This window comes from Priestia sp. VA7, assembly GCF_055710015.1.
Window position 1 is genome coordinate 1 of sequence record NZ_JBVQPN010000012.1, and the last position, 21013, is coordinate 21013.

General features: G+C 39.0%; 24 protein-coding genes, 1 rRNA gene and 2 other annotated features. All 25 genes read left to right on the forward strand.

Features of this window, described 5'->3' with window-relative positions; translation table 11 throughout:
* The first annotated feature begins 9 nt into the window (after window positions 1-9).
* Window positions 10-125, forward strand: a 5S ribosomal RNA gene (gene rrf, locus AC0C45_RS27075).
* A gap of 235 nt (window positions 126-360) precedes the next feature.
* A complete protein-coding gene (locus AC0C45_RS27080; protein WP_013054895.1) occupies window positions 361-822 on the forward strand; it encodes a CtsR family transcriptional regulator in 462 nt (153 codons plus the stop codon).
* 41 nt (window positions 823-863) lie between these two features.
* Complete coding sequence (locus AC0C45_RS27085) at window positions 864-1406, forward strand: UvrB/UvrC motif-containing protein (protein WP_016762716.1); 543 nt, start codon at window positions 864-866, stop codon at window positions 1404-1406.
* Window positions 1407-1409: 3 nt separating this feature from the next.
* A complete protein-coding gene (locus AC0C45_RS27090; protein ID WP_472929110.1) occupies window positions 1410-2483 on the forward strand; it encodes a protein arginine kinase in 1074 nt (357 codons plus the stop codon).
* Window positions 2484-2503: 20 nt separating this feature from the next.
* The gene (gene clpC / locus AC0C45_RS27095; protein ID WP_016762717.1) at window positions 2504-4945 is read left to right on the forward strand and encodes an ATP-dependent protease ATP-binding subunit ClpC; all 2442 of its coding nucleotides are present in this window, start codon (window positions 2504-2506) and stop codon (window positions 4943-4945) included.
* Between the two features lie 123 nt (window positions 4946-5068).
* Window positions 5069-6445, forward strand: a complete 1377-nt coding sequence (gene radA, locus AC0C45_RS27100) for a DNA repair protein RadA (RefSeq protein WP_013054899.1) — start codon at window positions 5069-5071, stop codon at window positions 6443-6445.
* A 3-nt stretch (window positions 6446-6448) separates the two neighbouring features.
* Window positions 6449-7528, forward strand: coding sequence for a DNA integrity scanning diadenylate cyclase DisA (gene disA, locus AC0C45_RS27105; RefSeq protein WP_013054900.1), 1080 nt, complete (start codon window positions 6449-6451; stop codon window positions 7526-7528).
* A gap of 147 nt (window positions 7529-7675) precedes the next feature.
* On the forward strand, window positions 7676-8773 hold the full coding sequence (locus AC0C45_RS27110; protein WP_013054901.1) for a PIN/TRAM domain-containing protein: 1098 nt from the start codon (window positions 7676-7678) through the stop codon (window positions 8771-8773).
* Between the two features lie 25 nt (window positions 8774-8798).
* Window positions 8799-9500: a 2-C-methyl-D-erythritol 4-phosphate cytidylyltransferase gene (gene ispD, locus AC0C45_RS27115; RefSeq protein WP_016762719.1), complete on the forward strand. Its 702-nt coding sequence runs from the start codon at window positions 8799-8801 to the stop codon at window positions 9498-9500.
* Complete coding sequence (gene ispF, locus AC0C45_RS27120; RefSeq protein WP_013054903.1) at window positions 9497-9976, forward strand: 2-C-methyl-D-erythritol 2,4-cyclodiphosphate synthase; 480 nt, start codon at window positions 9497-9499, stop codon at window positions 9974-9976. The genes ispD and ispF overlap by 4 nt, the downstream gene beginning before the upstream one ends.
* Window positions 9977-10081: 105 nt before the next feature.
* On the forward strand, window positions 10082-11539 hold the full coding sequence (gltX, locus tag AC0C45_RS27125) for a glutamate--tRNA ligase (RefSeq protein WP_237893271.1): 1458 nt from the start codon (window positions 10082-10084) through the stop codon (window positions 11537-11539).
* A 39-nt stretch (window positions 11540-11578) separates the two neighbouring features.
* Window positions 11579-11802: a binding site (T-box leader), on the forward strand.
* 72 nt (window positions 11803-11874) lie between these two features.
* Window positions 11875-12531, forward strand: a complete 657-nt coding sequence (cysE, locus tag AC0C45_RS27130; RefSeq protein ID WP_013054905.1) for a serine O-acetyltransferase — start codon at window positions 11875-11877, stop codon at window positions 12529-12531.
* Window positions 12521-13918: a cysteine--tRNA ligase gene (gene cysS / locus AC0C45_RS27135; RefSeq protein ID WP_074897852.1), complete on the forward strand. Its 1398-nt coding sequence runs from the start codon at window positions 12521-12523 to the stop codon at window positions 13916-13918. Before cysE ends, cysS begins: the two co-directional genes overlap by 11 nt.
* A gap of 7 nt (window positions 13919-13925) precedes the next feature.
* The gene (locus AC0C45_RS27140) at window positions 13926-14351 is read left to right on the forward strand and encodes a Mini-ribonuclease 3 (protein WP_013054907.1); all 426 of its coding nucleotides are present in this window, start codon (window positions 13926-13928) and stop codon (window positions 14349-14351) included.
* Complete coding sequence (gene rlmB / locus AC0C45_RS27145; protein ID WP_013054908.1) at window positions 14341-15084, forward strand: 23S rRNA (guanosine(2251)-2'-O)-methyltransferase RlmB; 744 nt, start codon at window positions 14341-14343, stop codon at window positions 15082-15084. The genes AC0C45_RS27140 and rlmB overlap by 11 nt, the downstream gene beginning before the upstream one ends.
* Window positions 15085-15086: 2 nt before the next feature.
* Window positions 15087-15596 (forward strand): NYN domain-containing protein, encoded by a 510-nt coding sequence (locus tag AC0C45_RS27150; RefSeq protein ID WP_237893272.1) that lies wholly within the window; start codon window positions 15087-15089, stop codon window positions 15594-15596.
* 68 nt (window positions 15597-15664) lie between these two features.
* Window positions 15665-16315 carry an RNA polymerase sporulation sigma factor SigH gene (gene sigH / locus AC0C45_RS27155; protein WP_013054910.1) on the forward strand — a complete coding sequence of 217 codons (651 nt, stop codon included), beginning with the start codon at window positions 15665-15667 and terminating at the stop codon, window positions 16313-16315.
* Window positions 16316-16396: 81 nt separating this feature from the next.
* Complete coding sequence (gene rpmG / locus AC0C45_RS27160) at window positions 16397-16546, forward strand: 50S ribosomal protein L33 (protein ID WP_013081365.1); 150 nt, start codon at window positions 16397-16399, stop codon at window positions 16544-16546.
* Between the two features lie 53 nt (window positions 16547-16599).
* On the forward strand, window positions 16600-16779 hold the full coding sequence (gene secE / locus AC0C45_RS27165; RefSeq protein WP_013054912.1) for a preprotein translocase subunit SecE: 180 nt from the start codon (window positions 16600-16602) through the stop codon (window positions 16777-16779).
* A gap of 195 nt (window positions 16780-16974) precedes the next feature.
* Window positions 16975-17508, forward strand: a complete 534-nt coding sequence (nusG, locus tag AC0C45_RS27170) for a transcription termination/antitermination protein NusG (RefSeq protein WP_013054913.1) — start codon at window positions 16975-16977, stop codon at window positions 17506-17508.
* Window positions 17509-17673: 165 nt separating this feature from the next.
* Entirely contained in the window at window positions 17674-18099 is a 426-nt protein-coding gene (gene rplK, locus AC0C45_RS27175) for a 50S ribosomal protein L11 (RefSeq protein ID WP_013054914.1), read from the forward strand.
* 110 nt (window positions 18100-18209) lie between these two features.
* Window positions 18210-18905 (forward strand): 50S ribosomal protein L1, encoded by a 696-nt coding sequence (gene rplA / locus AC0C45_RS27180; protein ID WP_013054915.1) that lies wholly within the window; start codon window positions 18210-18212, stop codon window positions 18903-18905.
* 65 nt (window positions 18906-18970) lie between these two features.
* Window positions 18971-19114 (forward strand) — a sequence feature (ribosomal protein L10 leader region).
* Window positions 19115-19154: 40 nt separating this feature from the next.
* Window positions 19155-19655, forward strand: coding sequence for a 50S ribosomal protein L10 (gene rplJ / locus AC0C45_RS27185; protein ID WP_013054916.1), 501 nt, complete (start codon window positions 19155-19157; stop codon window positions 19653-19655).
* 44 nt (window positions 19656-19699) lie between these two features.
* On the forward strand, window positions 19700-20062 hold the full coding sequence (gene rplL / locus AC0C45_RS27190; protein ID WP_013054917.1) for a 50S ribosomal protein L7/L12: 363 nt from the start codon (window positions 19700-19702) through the stop codon (window positions 20060-20062).
* A 112-nt stretch (window positions 20063-20174) separates the two neighbouring features.
* Window positions 20175-20777: a class I SAM-dependent methyltransferase gene (locus AC0C45_RS27195; protein ID WP_013081367.1), complete on the forward strand. Its 603-nt coding sequence runs from the start codon at window positions 20175-20177 to the stop codon at window positions 20775-20777.
* Window positions 20778-21013: the final 236 nt, after the last annotated feature.

The window sequence follows — 21013 nt, forward strand, 5'->3', positions numbered from 1 at the left end:
AATCTCTTGTCTGGTGGCGATAGCGAAGAGGTCACACCCGTTCCCATACCGAACACGGAAGTTAAGCTCTTTAGCGCCAATGGTAGTTGGGACTTTGTCCCTGTGAGAGTAGGACGTTGCCAGGCACCTGAAAAAGGACTAGCTATTTTAGCTAGTCCTTTTTTGTTTACAATTTATTTGTTTTGTGAAAAAGTATAGTAAGAACAATAAAATTCACGATTTGCAGGTTTTGAAATAAATTTTAGTGGCAACGATAAAAGTAAAGAATAAACTTTAATAGTACATAGTTGAAAATTTTTTCGTTTCCTTTTATATTTAAATTAAGGTCAAATATAGTCAAAGTCAGAAGGAGGGGGCAGTGTGCCAAATATCTCTGACATTATCGAACAGTATTTAAAACAAGTACTTGAATTAAGTGAAAGAGAAATTGTTGAAATAAGGCGCAGTGAGATTGCTGATAAATTTCAATGCGTTCCGTCGCAAATTAATTACGTTATCAATACCCGTTTTACAGTTGAGAGAGGTTATCTTGTAGAAAGTAAGCGAGGCGGCGGCGGTTTTATTCGTATTGCAAAAGTAAAAATGCATGATGCAGCGGATTTGTTTCAGCAAGTAATTGAGATGATTCAAAATGAAATTTCACAAGTAAGTGCTGAAAACGTCATTATTAGGTTAGTTGAAGAAAAAGTCATCACAGAACGAGAAGCAAAAATCATGTTGAGTGTTATCAATCGTTCAGTTATTAATATTGAACTTCCTTATCGTGATGAGCTAAGGGCTAATCTTTTAAAAGCAATGCTTAATTCATTACGCTACCGATAAGCTCATGATCTATTTTATTTAGAACAGGGAGTGATGACAGGATGATTTGTCAGCAATGTGAAACGAGACCTGCAACTCTTCACTTCACAAAAATCATTAATGGTGAAAAGACGGAGATGCATGTATGTGAACAATGCGCTTCAGAAAATGGAGATGCATTTTCTTTTTCAAATCAGCAAGGTTTTTCAATCAATAACTTACTAGCTGGCCTACTTAACCTAGATCCAGCAGTAACTGAAAATTATAAGCAACAAAGTCAGGAGATTCTTTCTTGTCCTACTTGTGGCATGACATATCAAAAATTTGCTAAAATCGGCAGGTTTGGATGTGCAGATTGCTACAAAACATTCGAGCGACCTCTTATTCCTTTCTTGAAGAGGCTGCATGGAGGTAATTATCTGCATCATGGAAAAATACCAGCAAGAATTGCAAGTAATCTTCATTTAAAAAAGGAATTACAGGCATTAAGATTGAACTTAAAAGAGTATATCGAAAAAGAGGAGTTTGAGAAAGCAGCCGAACTCCGAGATCACATTCGGTTACTAGAAAAGAAGATGAACGAATCGAGAGAGGAGGAAGCGTAATTCATGTCCCAGGATTTGTTCTTTTCCCAGCCTGTTAGCTCTTGGATGCGTCAAGAAGCTTCGAATTCAGATATTGTTCTAAGCAGTCGAATCAGGCTGGCTCGAAATTTAACTCATTATCTTTTTCCAACTCTCTTTTCTAAAGAACAAGCAGTTGAAGTGGTTCGAGCATTCGAGCAAGTTTTTCAAAAAAGTGAAAACACCAATCAGTGGAATTTGCATTTACTAAAGATGAACGAATTACAGCCTCTTCAAAAGCAAGTGTTGGTTGAAAAGCATCTTATCAGTCCTAACTTGGCTGAAGGAGATAACAACGGAGCTTGTTTTTTATCAGAAAAAGAAGATTTGAGTATTATGGTTAATGAAGAAGATCATTTACGCATACAATGTTTATTTCCAGGCCTTCAATTATCTGAAGCTTTAAGCACAGCGAATAAAGTAGATAATTGGATTGAGAAATACGTAGATTATGCGTTTGATGAAAATAGAGGGTATTTAACCAGCTGTCCCACAAATGTGGGTACTGGGCTACGTGCATCTGTGATGATGCATCTGCCGGCTTTAGTGATGACCCGTCAAATTCATCGTATTATTCCCGCTATTAACCAGCTTGGCTTAGTGGTGAGAGGAATTTATGGAGAAGGTAGCGAAGCTTTAGGGAATATCTTTCAAATTTCTAATCAGATAACCTTAGGGAAATCTGAAGAAGATATTGTGGCAGATTTAAATAGTGTCGTACAGCAGTTGATTACACAAGAGCACTCTGCAAGAGACGCGCTGTTTAAAACATCTCATGTAGAGTTAGAAGATCGAGTGTATCGTTCATATGGAGTATTGGCCAATAGCCGTATTATTGAGTCAAAAGAAGCTTCACAATGTTTATCAGATGTTCGATTAGGAATCGATTTAGGGTATATAAAAGGACTGAGTCAAAATATATTGAATGAACTTATCATTATGACGCAGCCAGGCTTTTTACAAAAGTATTCGGGAGGTCCTCTAAAACCTCAAGAACGTGACATTAAAAGAGCCACCTTAATTCGAGAACGTCTCACTATAAATAAAAACACAAATTAAACGTGGAGGGTGACGATTATATGATGTTTGGTAGATTTACAGAGCGCGCACAAAAAGTATTAGCTTTAGCACAGGAAGAAGCACTACGCCTAGGTCACAACAACATTGGAACGGAGCATATTTTATTAGGTATCGTTCGTGAAGGTGAAGGAATTGCAGCAAAAGCTCTTTCTGCTCTAGGCCTAAGCACTGAAAAAATTCAAAAAGAAGTGGAAGCATTAATTGGCAGAGGCCAAGAATTAACGCAGACCATTCATTATACACCTCGAGCGAAAAAAGTCATTGAACTTTCAATGGATGAAGCCCGAAAGCTTGGTCATTCTTATGTAGGAACAGAACATATCTTACTAGGCTTAATTCGTGAAGGTGAAGGCGTTGCAGCACGCGTTTTAAATAATTTAGGTGTCAGCCTAAATAAAGCTCGTCAGCAAGTGCTTCATTTATTAGGTAGTAATGAAGCTGCTTCAAGTCATCAAGGCGGAGGCTCTTCAAACGCTAATACACCTACGCTAGACAGCTTAGCACGCGATTTAACAGTTGTAGCGCGCGAAGGAAGCTTAGACCCTGTTATCGGACGTGGGAAAGAAATTCAGCGTGTTATTGAAGTGTTAAGCCGACGTACAAAAAACAATCCTGTATTAATTGGGGAGCCAGGTGTCGGTAAAACGGCAATCGCTGAAGGTTTGGCTCAGCAAATCGTCAACAATGAAGTTCCAGAAATTTTACGTGACAAACGCGTTATGACTTTGGATATGGGAACGGTCGTTGCTGGTACAAAATACCGCGGAGAATTTGAAGATCGCTTGAAGAAAGTAATGGATGAAATTCGTCAAGCAGGTAATATCATTCTCTTTATCGATGAGCTACACACATTAATTGGCGCTGGTGGCGCAGAAGGTGCTATCGATGCTTCTAATATTTTAAAACCGTCTCTTGCTCGTGGAGAACTTCAGTGTATCGGTGCTACGACTTTAGATGAATACAGAAAGTACATTGAAAAAGATGCAGCGTTAGAGCGTCGCTTCCAGCCAATTCAAGTGGATGAACCAACGTTGGAAGAGTCTGTTCAAATCTTAAAAGGGCTTCGTGACCGTTATGAAGCGCATCACCGAGTATCTATTTCTGATGAGGCAATCGAGCAAGCGGTGAAACTATCAGATCGCTACATTTCCGATCGTTTCTTACCGGATAAAGCAATCGATTTAATTGATGAAGCTGGTTCAAAAGTGCGTTTACGTTCATTTACAACGCCGCCAAATTTAAAGGAATTAGAGCAAAAATTAGAATCAGTACGCAATGAAAAAGATGCGTCTGTTCAAAGTCAAGAATTTGAAAAAGCAGCATCTTTACGAGATACAGAGCAACGCCTACGCGAAGAATTAGAAGACACAAAGAAAATTTGGAAAGAGCAGCAAGGTAAAGAAAACTCAGCTGTAACCGTAGAAGATATTGCGATGGTGGTATCTAGCTGGACGGGTGTACCGGTCTCTAAACTGGCACAGGAAGAGACAGAAAGACTGCTGAACATGGAAGAGATTCTTCACTCTCGTGTAATTGGGCAAGAAGAAGCGGTAAAAGCAGTTGCAAAAGCTGTGCGCCGTGCTAGAGCAGGCTTGAAAGATCCAAAACGTCCAATTGGTTCATTCATTTTCTTAGGACCAACAGGGGTTGGTAAAACAGAGCTTGCACGTGCATTAGCGGAGTCAATCTTCGGGGATGAAGATGCAATGATTCGTATCGATATGTCTGAGTACATGGAGAAACATTCTACTTCCCGATTAGTAGGTTCACCTCCAGGATATGTTGGATACGAAGAAGGCGGCCAGTTAACGGAAAAAGTAAGAAGAAAACCTTACTCAGTTGTTCTTTTAGACGAAATTGAAAAAGCGCATCCGGATGTATTTAACATTTTATTACAAGTGTTAGAAGATGGACGCTTAACAGATTCAAAAGGCCGTACAGTTGATTTCCGTAATACGATTTTAATTATGACATCAAACGTAGGTGCTGATACATTAAAACGAAGTAAGCACTTAGGGTTCACAGTAGAAGCAGAAGGGCAAGACTACAAAGATATGAAAGGAAAAGTAATGGCGGAAATGAAGCGCGCTTTCCGTCCGGAGTTCCTAAACCGTATCGATGAAATTATCGTCTTCCATTCATTAGAGAAACCTCACTTAGCTGAAATCGTTAAATTAATGGCGGATCAGTTAACAAAACGCTTAAAAGAGCAAGAAATTGATCTTGAGTTAACAAAAGAGGCAATTGATAAGATTGCAGAGGAAGGTTTTGATCCAGAATACGGTGCTCGTCCACTTCGTAGAGCAATTCAAAAACATATTGAAGACCGTTTATCTGAAGAGCTGCTAAAAGGAGTTGTTCAAAAAGGTCAGAAAGTGACGCTAGATGTAGACAAAGGAGAATTTGTTGTTAAATCCTCCGCTCCAAGCAGCATCAGCTAAATTTACTCAAACCAAGACGAGGCATACGAAAAAACACGTATGCCTCCCTTTTTATTTTAGCTTAGGAAATAGTGTACAATAGAGATAGAAATCGATTGAATGAACGGAGAGATTGATAACATAATGGCGAAACGAAAAACAAAATTTGCATGTCAGCATTGCGGATATGAATCAGCAAAATGGATGGGGAAATGTCCTGGATGCGGAAGCTGGAATTCTATGGTAGAAGAAATGGAAGAAACGAAATCATCACGCCGAGGAGCTTTTTCCGGAGCTACTGCTTCTAAAGTTCAAAAACCTCAGTCAATTACAGCGATTGAATCTACAACAGAACCACGAATTTTTACACCTTCTGCAGAGTTAAATCGTGTATTAGGTGGAGGTATTGTCCGAGGCTCACTCGTTTTAATAGGGGGAGATCCGGGTATCGGAAAGTCTACTTTACTTTTGCAAACCTCTGCGCAGTTAGCAATGAAACAAAATAAAGTACTATATATTTCGGGAGAGGAATCAACCAAGCAAACGAAGTTAAGAGCGGACAGGTTAGGTGTAAAAGCTGAAGAGCTTTATGTTCACGCAGAAACAAACTTAGAATTAATACTAGAGGCCATCTCAAGCATGCAGCCTGATTTTGTGGTGATTGATTCAATTCAAACCATTTACCATGCTGATGTCACATCAGCGCCAGGAAGCGTCTCACAGGTGCGAGAGTGTACGGCTGAACTAATGCGTGTTGCTAAAACGAATGGAATTGCCATCTTTATTGTGGGGCATGTAACGAAAGAAGGGGCCATTGCAGGTCCAAGACTTCTTGAACATATGGTGGATACGGTTCTTTATTTTGAAGGAGAGCGTCATCATACGTATCGTATATTAAGAGCGGTTAAGAACCGGTTTGGGTCTACAAATGAAATGGGCATTTTTGAAATGAAAGAAAGTGGGCTAGAAGAAGTATTGAATCCGTCTGAAATCTTTCTAGAAGAACGGTCTCAGGGAGCAGCAGGGTCGGTTGTTGTCGCTTCAATGGAGGGGACAAGACCCGTATTAGTAGAGCTGCAGGCGCTAATCAGTCCAACGAGCTTTGGAAACCCTAGAAGAATGGCGACGGGAGTAGATCATAATCGCGTTTCGCTTATCATGGCTGTTTTAGAAAAGCGTGTAGGAATGCTGCTGCAGAATCAAGATGCTTATTTAAAAGTAGCAGGTGGAGTGAAATTAGATGAACCAGCAATTGATTTAGCTGTAGCCGTTAGCATTGCTTCAAGTTTCAGAGATGCTGCTTCTAGCGCTACAGATGTTATTGTAGGAGAGGTAGGATTAACAGGTGAAGTACGCCGAGTATCTAGAATTGAACAGCGCGTTCAAGAAGCGGTAAAATTAGGGTTCCAACGAATTATTATCCCAGAGAAAAATTTAGGAGGATGGAAAGTCCCAGATGGTATTGATGTGATTGGGGTATCAACAGTAGCGGAGGCTCTGCAATATACATTAGGAGGATAAGCAGTGGAAGGAGAAAAAACAACAGTTAGTCAAAAACAAATATCAGAAATTCTGCAGTTTGTAGCACCAGGAACCCCTATTCGTGACGGTATCGATAACGTCTTGCGGGCAAAGACGGGCGGCTTAATTGTTATGGGCTACAATGAACAAGTCAAAAAGATGGTAGATGGAGGATTTTCGATTAATTGTGCATTTACACCTGCGCATTTATACGAGTTAGCCAAAATGGATGGAGCGCTTATTTTAAACGACAGTGGAAGCAAGATATTATTTGCTAATGCTCAGCTCATGCCAGACCCCTCTACTCCTTCTTCACAGACAGGAATGCGACACCGTACAGCAGAGCGCGTAGCTAAGCAGTCAGGTGTATTGGTGATAGCCATTTCACAAAGAAGAAATGTGATTACGCTTTACAAAGGGTCTCTGCAGTATGTATTGAAAGACATTAGCGTTATTTTAGCAAAAGCGAATCAAGCGCTTGGAACACTTGAGAAGTACAAGGCGGTATTAGACGAATCGATTACAAGTCTCAGTGCATTAGAGTTTGAAGAGCAAGTAACTCATACAGACGTGCTGCAGTCGCTTCATCGTACAGAAATGGTTCTGCGTATTAAAAATGAAATTTTGAGCTATATTAGCGAGTTAGGAACAGAAGGAAGACTAATCCGTCTCCAAATGAATGAACTACTTTCCCACTTAGAGGAAGAAGCAACTTTATTAATCAAAGATTATATGTATGACCTCAGCTTTGACCCTTACCGAGTAATTGAACGCATGCAGCAGCCATCAAATAATGTTCTTCTCGATGACCAGACGCTTCTTCGCTTAATGGGATATCCCATGTATACAAGCTTTGAAGACAGCGTTATTCCTAGAGGGTATCGAATGCTTCATAAAATTCCAAGACTTCCATCGATTATTATTGAAAATCTCATTGATGAATTAGGGGATTTAAAAACGATAGCAGATGCGTCGGTAGAAGAATTGGATGAGGTAGAAGGCATCGGTGAAATTCGAGCACGGAAAATCAGAGAAGGCCTAAAAAGACTAAAAGAGCAGCATCTTACAAACCGTCAGCTATAGGATATTAATTGACATTAAATGTTTGATTCATTAAGATATTGTGAAAATACAAAAAAAGTGACAGTTTGTTTACAAATTCTGTTTTTTGGTTAAATAACAGGTTTCAATCATTGTAAACTGTTTATAATGATAAAAGGAGGTGAAGGCGTGTTAAAACGTTTTGTACAGTTATTTTTTATTATTACAGGTGGTACATTGGGCGTCTTTTTTATACCTGAACTTATTCAATTATTAAATCTGCAAGATGTAGCATTTCTAGAAAAGCCTTACGTCGATGCAATACTGGGAGCCATTTTGTTTTTCCTTGTCACGTTTTGGATTGTTGATTATATAGTTGAATTAATTCGCCGAGTGGAAGAGGCGTTACTGAAGGCGCCTGTAACGGATGTGCTTTTTGGGAGCTTAGGATTGATTTTAGGGCTTATTGTAGCCTACTTGGTCGGAGCTTTTTTAGGCAGAATTCAACTTCAAGTAGTAAGTACCATTTTACCAATCTTTCTAAGTATTCTTTTAGGTTACTTAGGGTTTCAAGTCGGATTTAAAAAACGTGATGAACTTGTAAGCGTGTTTTCGATGCCAGCTCGAATTGGGAAGAAAAAAGGACAAGAAGAAGAAACAGATAACGAAGAATCATTAAAGTCTCTTAAGATTTTAGATACAAGCGTTATTATTGACGGCCGTATCGCAGATATTTGTCAAACAGGATTTTTAGACGGAACGATTGTTATTCCGCGCTTTGTGCTTGAGGAACTTCAGCATATTGCTGATTCGTCGGATGTTCTAAAACGAAACAGAGGTAGACGAGGTCTAGATATTCTAAACCGTATTCAAAAAGAACTGGCAATGAAGGTAGAAATTTATGAAGGCGATTTCGAGGACATTCAAGAAGTAGACAGCAAGCTGGTTAAACTAGCAAAGCTGACTTCCGGTTTGGTCGTGACAAACGATTTTAATTTAAATAAAGTATGTGAACTTCAAAATGTTGGCGTTTTAAATATCAATGACTTAGCAAATGCCGTCAAGCCAATTGTACTTCCAGGAGAAGAAATGAACGTATTGGTTATAAAAGACGGTAAAGAGCACAATCAAGGTATTGCCTATCTTGATGACGGTACAATGATCGTGGTAGAAGAAGGAAGAAATTATATTGGAAAGCAAATTGATGTACTGGTGACGAGCGTACTCCAAACCTCAGCAGGCCGTATGATTTTTGCGAAACCTAAGTTATTAGAAAAAGCACTGTGACGTAACAGGTAAAGGGAGTATACCGATGAAGTATGAAATTATCGTGTTAGCTGCAGGTCAGGGGAAGCGAATGAAAGCGGGGCGGAACAAACAATTTTTAACTATTCAAAACGTTCCGCTTATCATTCATACGCTGCAAAAATTCGAACAAGATCCTTGGTGCAGTGGAATTGCACTAGTCGTAAACGAAAAAGAAGTAGAGATTTTTGAAGAGTTATTAATCGAATATCCAATTCAAAAGGTTCAATCATTGACAGTTGGAGGCGATGAACGTCAACATAGCGTTTATAACGGTCTTAAAAGTTTAAAGCAGGCTCAGATGGTATTAATTCATGATGGCGCTCGTCCATTTGTTCAACAAAACACAATCCATGAGTTAGTAGAAAAAGCTGCTAGTGATAAGGCTGCTGTGCTGGCTGTTCCAGTAAAAGACACAATTAAGCGTGTGGAACAGGGTACTGTCATTGAAACAGTTGAGCGCTCTAGCTTGTGGGCTATTCAAACGCCGCAGGCTTTTCTTTTTGATGTAGTAATGGATGCACACGAAAAAGCAAAAACAAATGAATACTTAGGCACCGATGATGCAAGCTTAGTAGAAAAAGCGGGGCAAAAAGTATCGATTGTAGAGGGAAATTACGATAATATAAAACTAACAACACCAGAAGATTTGTTATATGCAGAAGCTATATTAACAAAGCTAAACAGGACTGAAGGAGTGGAAAAATGAACATTCGAGTAGGACAAGGTTTCGACGTACATGAATTTGCAGAAGGAAGACCTTTAATCATCGGAGGTTTAGAAATTCCGTATGAAAAAGGATTATTAGGCCATTCAGATGCAGATGTGCTGTTACATACAATCGCAGATGCCTTATTAGGAGCGGCGGCTAAAGGAGATATCGGAAAGCATTTTCCAGATACAGACCCTGAATTTAAAGATGCTGATTCAGCAAAGCTTCTTCAACATGTATGGAAACTACTAAAAGATGAAGGTTATGAATTAAGCAATGTAGATTGCACGATTATTGCGCAAAAACCTAAAATGGCTCCTTACATTGAACCAATGAGAGAGCGTATTGCGCAGCTGTTAGAAGCAAGCATTTCTCAAATTAACGTCAAGGCAACAACAACAGAAAAGTTAGGCTTTACGGGACGTGAAGAAGGAATTGCCGCCCAAGCAGCCGTTTTAGTTTATCAAAAATAAAAACAGTTGACTTTGACAGATACCTATTTGGTGATAAAATTAGAACATGTCTAAAACATATAAATACATACTATAAGTAATATTAAATTGGAGGTCATCTTAGTTATGTCAAGCGAAGTAAGAGTTCGTTATGCCCCGAGTCCAACTGGACATCTTCATATAGGGAATGCAAGAACAGCACTATTTAATTATTTATTTGCACGAAATCAAAACGGTAAATTTATTATCCGTATTGAAGATACAGATCAAAAGCGTAATATCGAAGGCGGAGAAGAAAGTCAGCTGCGCTATTTAAAATGGTTAGGTATTGAATGGGATGAGAGTATCGACGTAGGCGGCGAGTACGGTCCTTACCGCCAGTCTGAACGTACGGAAATCTATCAAAAATATACGGAAGAACTTCTTGAAAAAGGATTAGCTTATCACTGTTACTGTACGTCAGAAGAGCTTGAAAAAGAGCGTGAAGAACAGCAGGCGAACAGTCAAATGCCGCGCTATTCAGGTAAGTGCCGTAACTTAACAGCTGAGCAGCGTGCTGAACTAGAAGGAGAAGGCCGCGAGCCAAGCATTCGCTTCCGTGTTCCTAGTAACACAGAAATTAAATGGAATGATATTGTCAAAGATGAAGTATCATTTGAGTCTGAAGGCATTGGTGACTTCGTTATTGTGAAAAAAGACGGTACACCCACATATAATTACGCTGTAGCCATTGATGATTATCTAATGAAGATGACACATGTTCTACGCGGAGATGACCATATCTCTAATACACCGAAGCAAATTCTTGTGTATGAAGCTTTAGGCTGGACGCCTCCTGTATTTGGTCATATGACATTAATCGTAAATGAAAATCGCCGTAAGCTAAGTAAACGTGATGAGTCAATCATTCAGTTTATTGAGCAATATAAAGAATTAGGCTACTTGCCGGAAGCACTGTTTAATTTTATTACAATGCTTGGTTGGTCACCTGTGGGAGAAGAAGAAATCTTCTCTAAAGAACAGTTCATTGAAATTTTTGACCCAGCTCGTTTATCAAAATCTCCAGCACTATTTGATACAAGCAAATTACGTTGGATGAACAACCAATACATGAAAAAATTGGATTTAGACGAGGTAGTAGCTTTATCAGTTCCGCACTTAGTGAAAGCTGGAAAAGTTGAAGAAGCGCGCGATGTAGAAACAGAACAATGGGTACGTGACTTAGTTGCTCTATACCAAGAACAAATGAGCTTTGGCGCTGAGATTGTTGAACTTACTGAAATGTTCTTTAAGAAAGAAATTGATTACAGTGAAGAAGCAAAAGCAGTGCTTGCTGAAGAACAAGTACCGGAAGTGTTAAAAGCATTTGCTGAAGAGATTTCTTCCTTAGAAGAATTCAGCGCTGATGAAATTAAGGCAGCAACAAAGGCTGTACAAAAAGCAACAGGTCAAAAAGGTAAAAAACTATTTATGCCAATTCGTGTAGCAACAACAGGCGAAACACATGGTCCTGAGCTTCCAAAAGCTATTTCTCTTTTAGGAAAAGAAACAGTTTTAGCTCGTTTAGAAAGCATTTATAGTTAACAAATTTCTATTTTGCCCATATGATAAAGTAATCAAATATGGATATCGTTGAGAAGGAAGAGTAGGCAAGTTCATTGCATATCAGAGAGGGTTATCACCGGCTGAAAGTAACCTATGACAAAACTTGTTGAAGTGCGCCTTTGAGTCTTTTGTTGAATGCTACTAAGTAAGTAGGCAAAAGCGGGTACTTTCACGTTATGAGAGAAGAGTTGGGATCGTTTGTTGATCCAAACAGAGTGGAACCGCGTATATACGTCTCTGTGTCATTTGACATAGGGGCGTTTTTTTATACAATCAATGAGTAGATAGAGGAATAGCGGAATTGGGGTGAGATGATGCTAAAGTTGTTAAAGGAAGACATTGAGGCCATATTTGAACAAGATCCTGCAGCAAGAAGTTATATTGAAGTGATATTAACCTATTCAGGGTTGCATGCTATTTGGGCACATAGATTAGCTCATGGGCTTTTTAAAAGAAAGTGGTTTTTTCTGGCACGTGTAATCTCACAAATTAGCCGATTCTTCACAGGGATTGAAATTCATCCGGGTGCGAAAATTGGCCGCCGATTTTTTATTGACCACGGGATGGGAATTGTTATTGGGGAAACGTGCGAAATTGGAGATAATGTAACAGTATATCAAGGAGTAACACTCGGAGGAACAGGGAAAGAAAAAGGAAAGCGTCACCCGACGATCGAAGACAATGTCTTAATTGCAACAGGTGCTAAAGTGCTAGGGTCGATTACGATTCATGCGCACTCCAAAATTGGAGCGGGCTCAGTTGTATTAAATGACGTCCCAGAAAACTCAACGGTTGTTGGTATCCCTGGCCGAGTCGTCATTCAAAATGGCGTCCGGATTCCAAAAGATTTGAATCATCAAGATTTGCCAGATCCAGATGCAGAGCGTTTTAAACAGCTAGAGAAAGAAATTTTACACCTGCAAAATCAATTAAAGGAATTAAAAGAAGGGAAGATTCACCATGGCAATTAAGCTATATAACACGTTAACACGTCAAAAAGAGACGTTTGTACCGCTGGAAGAAAACAAAGTCAAAATGTACGTGTGCGGACCGACCGTGTATAACTATATTCATATTGGAAATGCGCGTCCTGCAATCGTATTTGATACGGTGCGCCGCTATTTAGAATTTAGAGGTTACGATGTAGAGTATGTCTCAAACTTCACAGATGTGGATGATAAATTAATTAAGGCAGCAAAAGAGTTAGGAGAAGATGTTCCAACGATCGCAAACCGCTTTATCGATGCCTACTTTGAAGATACGTCAGCTCTTGGATGCAAGCATGCCGATGTGCATCCACGCGTGACTGAAAATATGGATATCATTATTGAGTTCATTGATGAACTGGTGAAAAAAGGATATGCATATGAGTCAGAGGGTGATGTATACTATCGTACACGTAAGTTTGAAGGATACGGAAAATTATCACATCAATCTATTGATGAATTGCAATCCGGTGCTCGTATCGAAGTTGGAGAAAAGAAAGAAGATCCATTAGACTTTACTCTTTGGAAAGCAACCAAAGATGGGGAGATCGCATGGGATAGCCCTTGGGGTCAAGGAAGACCAGGCTGGCATATCGAGTGCTCTGCGATGGCACGCAAGTATTTAGGTGATACAATTGATATCCACGCAGGCGGTCAGGATTTAGCTTTCCCTCATCACGAAAATGAAATCGCCCAATCAGAAGCGCTCACTGGGAAATCGTTTGCGAAATACTGGCTTCATAACGGATATATCAATATTGATAATGAAAAGATGTCTAAATCACTAGGGAACTTCGTGTTAGTTCATGACATTATTAAAAAGCATGATCCGTCCCTACTTCGATTCTTTATTTTATCTGTTCACTATCGTCACCCAATTAACTATAACGAAGAAATTTTAGAGAATACGCGCAAAGGGTTTGAGCGTCTGCAAACAGCTTACGGCAACTTAACTCACCGTCTAGAGGCAGCAACAAATCTTCAAGAAGATGCTTCAGAATGGTTCGAAAAGCTAAAAGAGCTTCGCGAAACGTTTGTTGAAGAGATGGATGATGATTTTAATACGGCAAATGCCATTTCTGTTCTGTTCGAGCTAGCAAAGCAAGCTAACTTGTATTTATTAGAACAAACAACGTCTACAGATGTAATTGAAGCCTTTATTAAAGAGTTTAAAGAATTAGGTACTGCAATAGGCATTACGTTTGGAGAAGCTGAACTTCTAGACGAAGAAATTGATCAATTGATCCAAGATCGTATTCAGGCTCGTAAAGATCGTAATTTCCAATTAGCAGATCAAATTCGAGATGAATTAAAGGCTAAAAATATTATTTTAGAAGATACCGCACAAGGAACAAGATGGAAAAGAGGATAATAGTGTTATGAGCAGCAGTAAATTAGATGTAAAACAGCTAAATAGCTTAGCTCTTGCTTATATGGGTGATGCGGTGTTTGATTTACATGTTCGCCGCCACCTGCTGGTGTTAGGGACAGTGCGCCCTAACCAGCTTCATAATAAAGCTAAAAAATATGTATCAGCAAAAGCACAAGCGCAAATCGTATATTATTTTAAAAATGAAAACTTTTTTACTGAAGAAGAAGAAGGTGTACTGCGCCGAGGACGCAATGCAAAGTCCGGTACAGTCCCTAAAAACACAGATGTGCAAACGTATCGCTACAGTACAGCATTTGAAGCGGTCGTAGGCTATTTGTATCTTTTAGGTGAAGAAGAAAGAATGATGGAACTTATTACTAAAGCTATCTCTTTCGTCGATGAAGGAGAGGGAGGAATGAATCATGGAACATGAATTTATTATTGGACGTAATCCGGTCCTAGAAGCCCTAAAGTCTGGGCGTGACATTAACAAACTATGGATTGCCGAAGGATCGCAAGGCGGTTCTATGGGGCAAATCACGCAGTTAGCAAAACGTAATGGTGTATTAGTGCAGTTTGTACCGAAAAAGAAAATTGAACAAATGGTAGACGGTATTCATCAAGGAGTAGCTGCACAAGTTGCTGCTTATCAATATGCAGAGTTAGATGATTTATTTAACTTAGCGGAAAAACGTAATGAAAGTCCGTTTTTTCTTCTGCTAGATGAGCTTGAAGATCCCCATAATTTAGGTTCTATTATGCGAACAGCCGATGCCGTTGGCGCACACGGTATTATTATTCCAAAGCGCCGTTCAGTTGGATTAACGGCCACTGTAGCTAAGGCCTCTACAGGAGCGATTGAACATGTCCCTGTAGCAAGGGTAACAAACCTATCAAGGACGATTGATGAATTAAAAGATCGAGGCGTATGGATTGTTGGAACAGATGCGAAAGAAAGCGATGATTATCGCAACTTAGATGGAGGTATGCCGCTTACGTTAGTGATTGGAAGCGAAGGAAAAGGCATGAGTCGTTTGATTCGTGAAAAATGCGACTTCCTTGTACAACTTCCAATGGTTGGGCATGTTACATCGTTAAATGCATCTGTAGCAGCTAGTCTTCTCATGTATGAGGTTTACCGAAAACGCCATCCTCTAGGTGAATAAGAATGGATATTCTGCTGGTGGATGGTTATAACATGATAGGTGCGTGGCCCGACCTAAGAAAGCTTAGAGATAATGATTTAGCCGGTGCTCGAGACCTGTTAATCGAAAAGATGGCAGAGTATCAAGCATATATGGGGTACCGTGTCATTATTGTCTTCGATGCTCATATGGTCGAAGGAATTGAAAAGAAGGCAAAAAATCATAAGGTTGACGTTGTATTTACAAGAGAAAATGAAACAGCGGATGAGTACATTGAAAAGCTGGCTCAAGAGCTAAGCAATGTAAAGACACAGATTCATGTTGCTACATCTGATTTCACGGAGCAGTGGGCAATCTTTGGACAAGGTGCGCTCAGAATTTCTGCTCGAGAATTGCACAACGAAATTGAGCAGATTGAGAAACATATTAATCTTGATGTGAAGTCTATTCAAAATCAAAAGCCAGCGGCACGCATTCAACTTTCCAATCAAGTAGCCGAAATTTTCGAAAAATGGCGTCGGGGACAGCGGTGAGGTTATTGACGGTACGGAATTAGCTACTGTATAATATTTCTATCTACTGTGCGGTCGGGGGGATCGATATGGGCGATAATTATGGGAGAAAACTGCATGCTCATTTCGAACAACAAGAGGATGAAACAGTTGTCGATCTTGTGCATAAAGGCGATATTGACGCATTAGAGTATTTGATTCATAAATACAAAAACTTTGTGCGAGCAAAGGCGCGGTCATATTTTTTAATTGGGGCAGACCGTGAAGATATTGTACAAGAAGGTATGATAGGGTTATATAAGGCAATTAGAGATTTTAGAGAAGATAAGCTAACTTCGTTTAAAGCTTTTGCTGAACTTTGCATTACCAGGCAAATTATTACCGCTATTAAAACCGCAACAAGGCAAAAACATATTCCATTAAACTCTTATGTATCATTGGACAAGCCAATATATGATGAAGAGTCCGACCGAACCTTAATGGATGTTATTTCGGGGACAAAAGTAGCAAATCCAGAAGAGTTGCTCATTAATCGAGAGAAGTTTGATGATATTGAATTAAAGATGGCTGAACTTTTAAGTGATCTTGAGCGAAAAGTTCTCGTTCTTTATTTAGATGGTCAATCTTATCAAGAGATTTCAGAAGAGTTAAACCGCCACGTCAAATCCATCGATAATGCACTTCAGCGTGTGAAAAGGAAATTAGAGCGCTACCTCGAGATTCGTGAAATCACAATGTAGCCTTCTATCCTCATATTGACATGCTAAGAAAGTCTGTGATACTTTTTTATAGACATTATCACTCTATAGGTGGTTGACATTATGCGTAAAAAAGTTGTACTTGCGTGTGTGCAATGCGCTAGTCGTAACTATACGACTATGAAAAACACACAGCAAAACGAAGAGCGTTTAGAAATGAAGAAGTTTTGCAAAACGTGTAACGCACATACGATTCATCGTGAAACAAAGTAGATCAATAATCTGCACAGACTAATACCCCTTTTAATTTATTGGAGGTTACAAACATGAACCGTGTAGGAAATTTCTTACGTGATGTTGGGCGTGAGATGAAGAAGGTAAGTTGGCCTAAAAAAAATGAGCTAACTCGTTATACAATTACTGTTATTTCTACAGTTGTATTTATGACACTCTTTTTTGTAGTAGTTGATTACGGAATTTCGTCACTTATTCGTTTAATCCCTTGAATAAATTGACTTAAATCATGGTATAATAAAGCTAAATTATGTTTTTTTCAGAAAAGCCCGGAGACGGGTTTTTTAATTTGCTTTAAGAATGATTGTGCTAGGAGTCAACTATTTTCCTAGTGCGTTGTCTGTGCAATAGATTAGGACATCTTATTTTATAGTGAGCTGGGAGGGAAGGACGTATAGTCCTCAGAAATGGAGAAAAATTGGTATGTAGTCCATACTTATTCTGGATATGAAAATAAAGTAAAAACAAATTTAGAAAAGCGCGTAGAAACAATGGGTATGCAAGATAAAATTTTCCGCGTTGTTGTTCCTGAAGAAGAAGAAAGAGAAATTAAGAACAACAAAGAAAAGATTACAAAGAAAAAAGTATTTCCAGGGTACGTGTTAGTTGAAATCATCATGACGGATGATTCATGGTATGTAGTTCGTAATACACCTGGCGTTACAGGCTTTGTAGGTTCAGCAGGTTCTGGCTCAAAGCCAACTGCTCTTCTACCAGAAGAAGTAGAAATGATCTTAAAACAAATGGGCATGGACGAGAAGCATGCTGACTTTGACTTTGAACTAAAAGAAACAGTATTGGTTCAAGAAGGTCCGTTTGCAAACTTCGAAGGTACCATTGAAGAAATCGATACAGATAAACGTAAAGTTAAGGTTCATGTGGATATGTTCGGAAGACAAACGCCAGTAGAGCTAGACTTTACACAAATTGAAAAAATATAATCTGTAAGACCTTGCAATTCATGAAGTTTAATGTTAATATTTCATAAGTCAGTATGTCTCAAAACTAGAGACTAAAACAACTATTTCTTTATTTTATATATAAAGAACATTGAGTGGGAGGGCATCGCCCTATTACCACATCACGGACTTAAGGAGGTGTGTCTCGTGGCTAAAAAAGTAATTAAACTTGTTAAGTTACAAATTCCTGCAGGTAAAGCAAATCCAGCGCCACCAGTTGGTCCTGCATTAGGTCAAGCCGGTGTTAACATCATGGGTTTCTGTAAGGAGTTTAACGCTCGCACAGCTGATCAAGCTGGTCTTATCATTCCTGTTGAAATCACGGTATTTGAAGACCGTTCATTTACATTTATTACGAAAACTCCACCTGCTGCTGTACTACTTAAGAAAGCGGCTGGTATTGAGTCTGGTTCTGGTGAACCAAACCGTAATAAAGTTGCAACAGTCAAGCGTGACAAAGTGCGTGAGATTGCTGAAACTAAAATGCCTGACTTAAACGCTGCTAGCGTTGAATCTGCAATGCGCATGGTAGAAGGTACAGCGCGCAGTATGGGAATCGTAGTTGAAGACTAATTCCATTTGATTGGGTGTTAGAAGGTTGCGAGAAATGGAAGTTTTCCTATGCTCGCAACCTTTATTAGTGGGAGGTTATTCCGTTAAAACCACATAAGGAGGAAACAAAAATGGCTAAAAAAGGTAAAAAGTACGTTGAAGCTGCTAAGCTTGTAGATCGTACACAAACTTATTCAGTACAAGAAGCGATTGAATTAGTAAAGAAAACAAACACAACTAAATTTGATGCAACTGTAGAAGTAGCATTCCGTTTAGGAGTTGACCCTAAGAAAGCTGACCAACAAATTCGTGGTGCAGTAGTACTACCAAACGGTACAGGTAAAACTCAACGTGTATTAGTATTCGCTAAAGGCGAAAAAGCTAAAGAAGCTGAAGCTGCAGGCGCTGACTACGTTGGCGATGCTGACTACATCAACAAAATCCAACAAGGTTGGTTCGAGTTCGATGTAATCGTAGCTACTCCAGATATGATGGGTGAAGTTGGTAAACTTGGTCGTGTATTAGGACCTAAAGGTTTAATGCCAAACCCTAAAACTGGTACAGTAACATTTGATGTTCAAAAAGCAGTTAACGAAATCAAAGCTGGTAAAGTAGAATACCGCGTTGATAAAGCTGGTAACATCCACGTACCAATCGGTAAAGTATCTTTCGAAGAGAGCAAGTTAGTTGAAAACTTCACTACAATCTTCGAAACTATGGTAAAAGCTAAGCCGGCAGCAGCAAAAGGCACATACATGAAGAACGTAGCTGTTACTTCAACAATGGGCCCTGGTATCAAAGTTGATACTGCTTCATTCTCTGCTTAATAAATTTGGAAATAAATCGGTGTTGACTTTTTGAAAGTCCCTGATTATAATAGATAATGTTGTTAAAAAGAATAACATTTGTACCGTAGACAGTAGGTGCTGCAAAGCTTAATTTCCTACCGAGGTGTGTGAGATAAATTAGTGAAACGTTATGGTTCGCTTACTACACCTCCATGTCTTTATTGTCATGGGGGTTTTTTATTGCACCTTGTCTGAGTGTACGGAAGGAAATCTACAGGAGGTGTAAAGATGAGCAACGTAATTGAACAAAAGAAACAAGTCGTAGACGAAATTGCTGAAAAACTTCAAGCGAGTAACTCAATAGTTGTCGTTGACTACCGTGGTTTGAATGTTGCTGAAGTTACTGAACTTCGTAAGCAATTACGTGAAGCAGGCATTGAGTTCAAAGTTTACAAAAACACTTTAACTCGCCGTGCTGTAGAAAAACTTGAACTAACAGATCTTAATGATGCGTTAGTAGGTCCAAATGCAATCGCATTTGGTGGAGAAGATGTTGTTGCTCCAGCTAAAATTCTAAACAACTTCGCGAAAGAACACGAAGCGTTAGAAATCAAAGCTGGTGTAATTGAAGGTAATGTTGCATCTGTTGAAGAAATTAAAGCACTTGCAGAACTACCATCTCGCGAAGGCTTACTTTCTATGTTGCTTAGCGTGCTTCAAGCTCCAATTCGCAACCTTGCTCTTGCTACAAAAGCTGTGGCAGATCAAAAAGAAGAACAAGGTGCATAATCTAGTCTGTTATATATAACACAATCACAAGGAGGAAATTAACAATGACTCAAGAACAAATCATTGAAGCAGTTAAAAATATGACTGTTTTAGAACTTAACGATTTAGTAAAAGCAATCGAAGAAGAATTTGGCGTAACTGCTGCTGCTCCTGTAGCTGTAGCTGGCGGTGCTGCTGGTGAAGCTGCTGCTGAGAAAACTGAATTTGACCTAGTACTTGAAAGTGCTGGCGGACAAAAAATCAAAGTTATCAAAGTAGTACGTGAAATCACTGGTCTTGGCTTAAAAGAAGCTAAAGAAATCGTTGATAACGCTCCAAAAGCTCTTAAAGAAGGTATTTCTAAAGAAGAAGCTGAAGAAGCAAAAGCTAAACTTGAAGAAGTTGGCGCTTCTGTAGAAGTTAAGTAATTATTGCTTAACAACTGATATAAAAAAGCTCGCTTGTACAAGCGAGCTTTTTTGCTTCTGTCATCCTTTTCATTTATAGTAAAGAAGAACATATTGATTAGGAGGTTCTATTTTGACAGAACATTATTTTTCTAATACACCATCGTCTGCAAGTAATGAAGAGCGCTTTTCATTTGAATTGAGAGGAACCTCTTTTTCATTTACGAGTGACCGCGGTGTTTTTTCAAAAAAAGAGATCGATTTTGGATCGCGCCTGTTAATTGAAACGTTTCAAATGCCCGAGAGTCCCGGCCCGCTTCTGGATGTTGGATGCGGATATGGCCCAATTGGGTTGGCACTTGCAAAAGAGGACAGCCAAAGAAACGTCCATATGGTTGATGTTAATGAACGTGCATTAGCACTAGCTCAAAAAAATGCTGAAGTTAATTCAGTATCAAATGTTTCAATCTATCAAAGCTCTTGCTATGAAAATGTGAAGGAAACGAATTTTGCAGCTATTCTTAGTAATCCGCCGATCCGTGCGGGTAAAAAAGTTGTTCATGAAATTCTAGAAAAATCATTAGATCACCTTGCTGACCAAGGAGAACTTTGGATTGTGATTCAGAAAAAGCAAGGAGCGCCATCTGCTCTTGCGAAATTAGAATCTCTATTTAATGAAGTAGAAGTAGTAGAAAAGAAAAAAGGGTATTATATCATATGTGCTAAAAAATGTTGACTAATATTTTTTAGTATGTTAGCATTATAAAATGCCAATATATAAATATTCCATATAAGCTCGGGTTATACATAAAATAAAAGGTATAATTTTGAATTATATGGGAAAAACTAATAAAATCAATAGTACGTTTTTATGAAATTGTGGTTTTCTATTTAAAGAGACCATTTTTCTTTTGTTCAATAATAAACATATGGTTTATTATATATTTTGAATAATAACGCTTGATTTGAGGG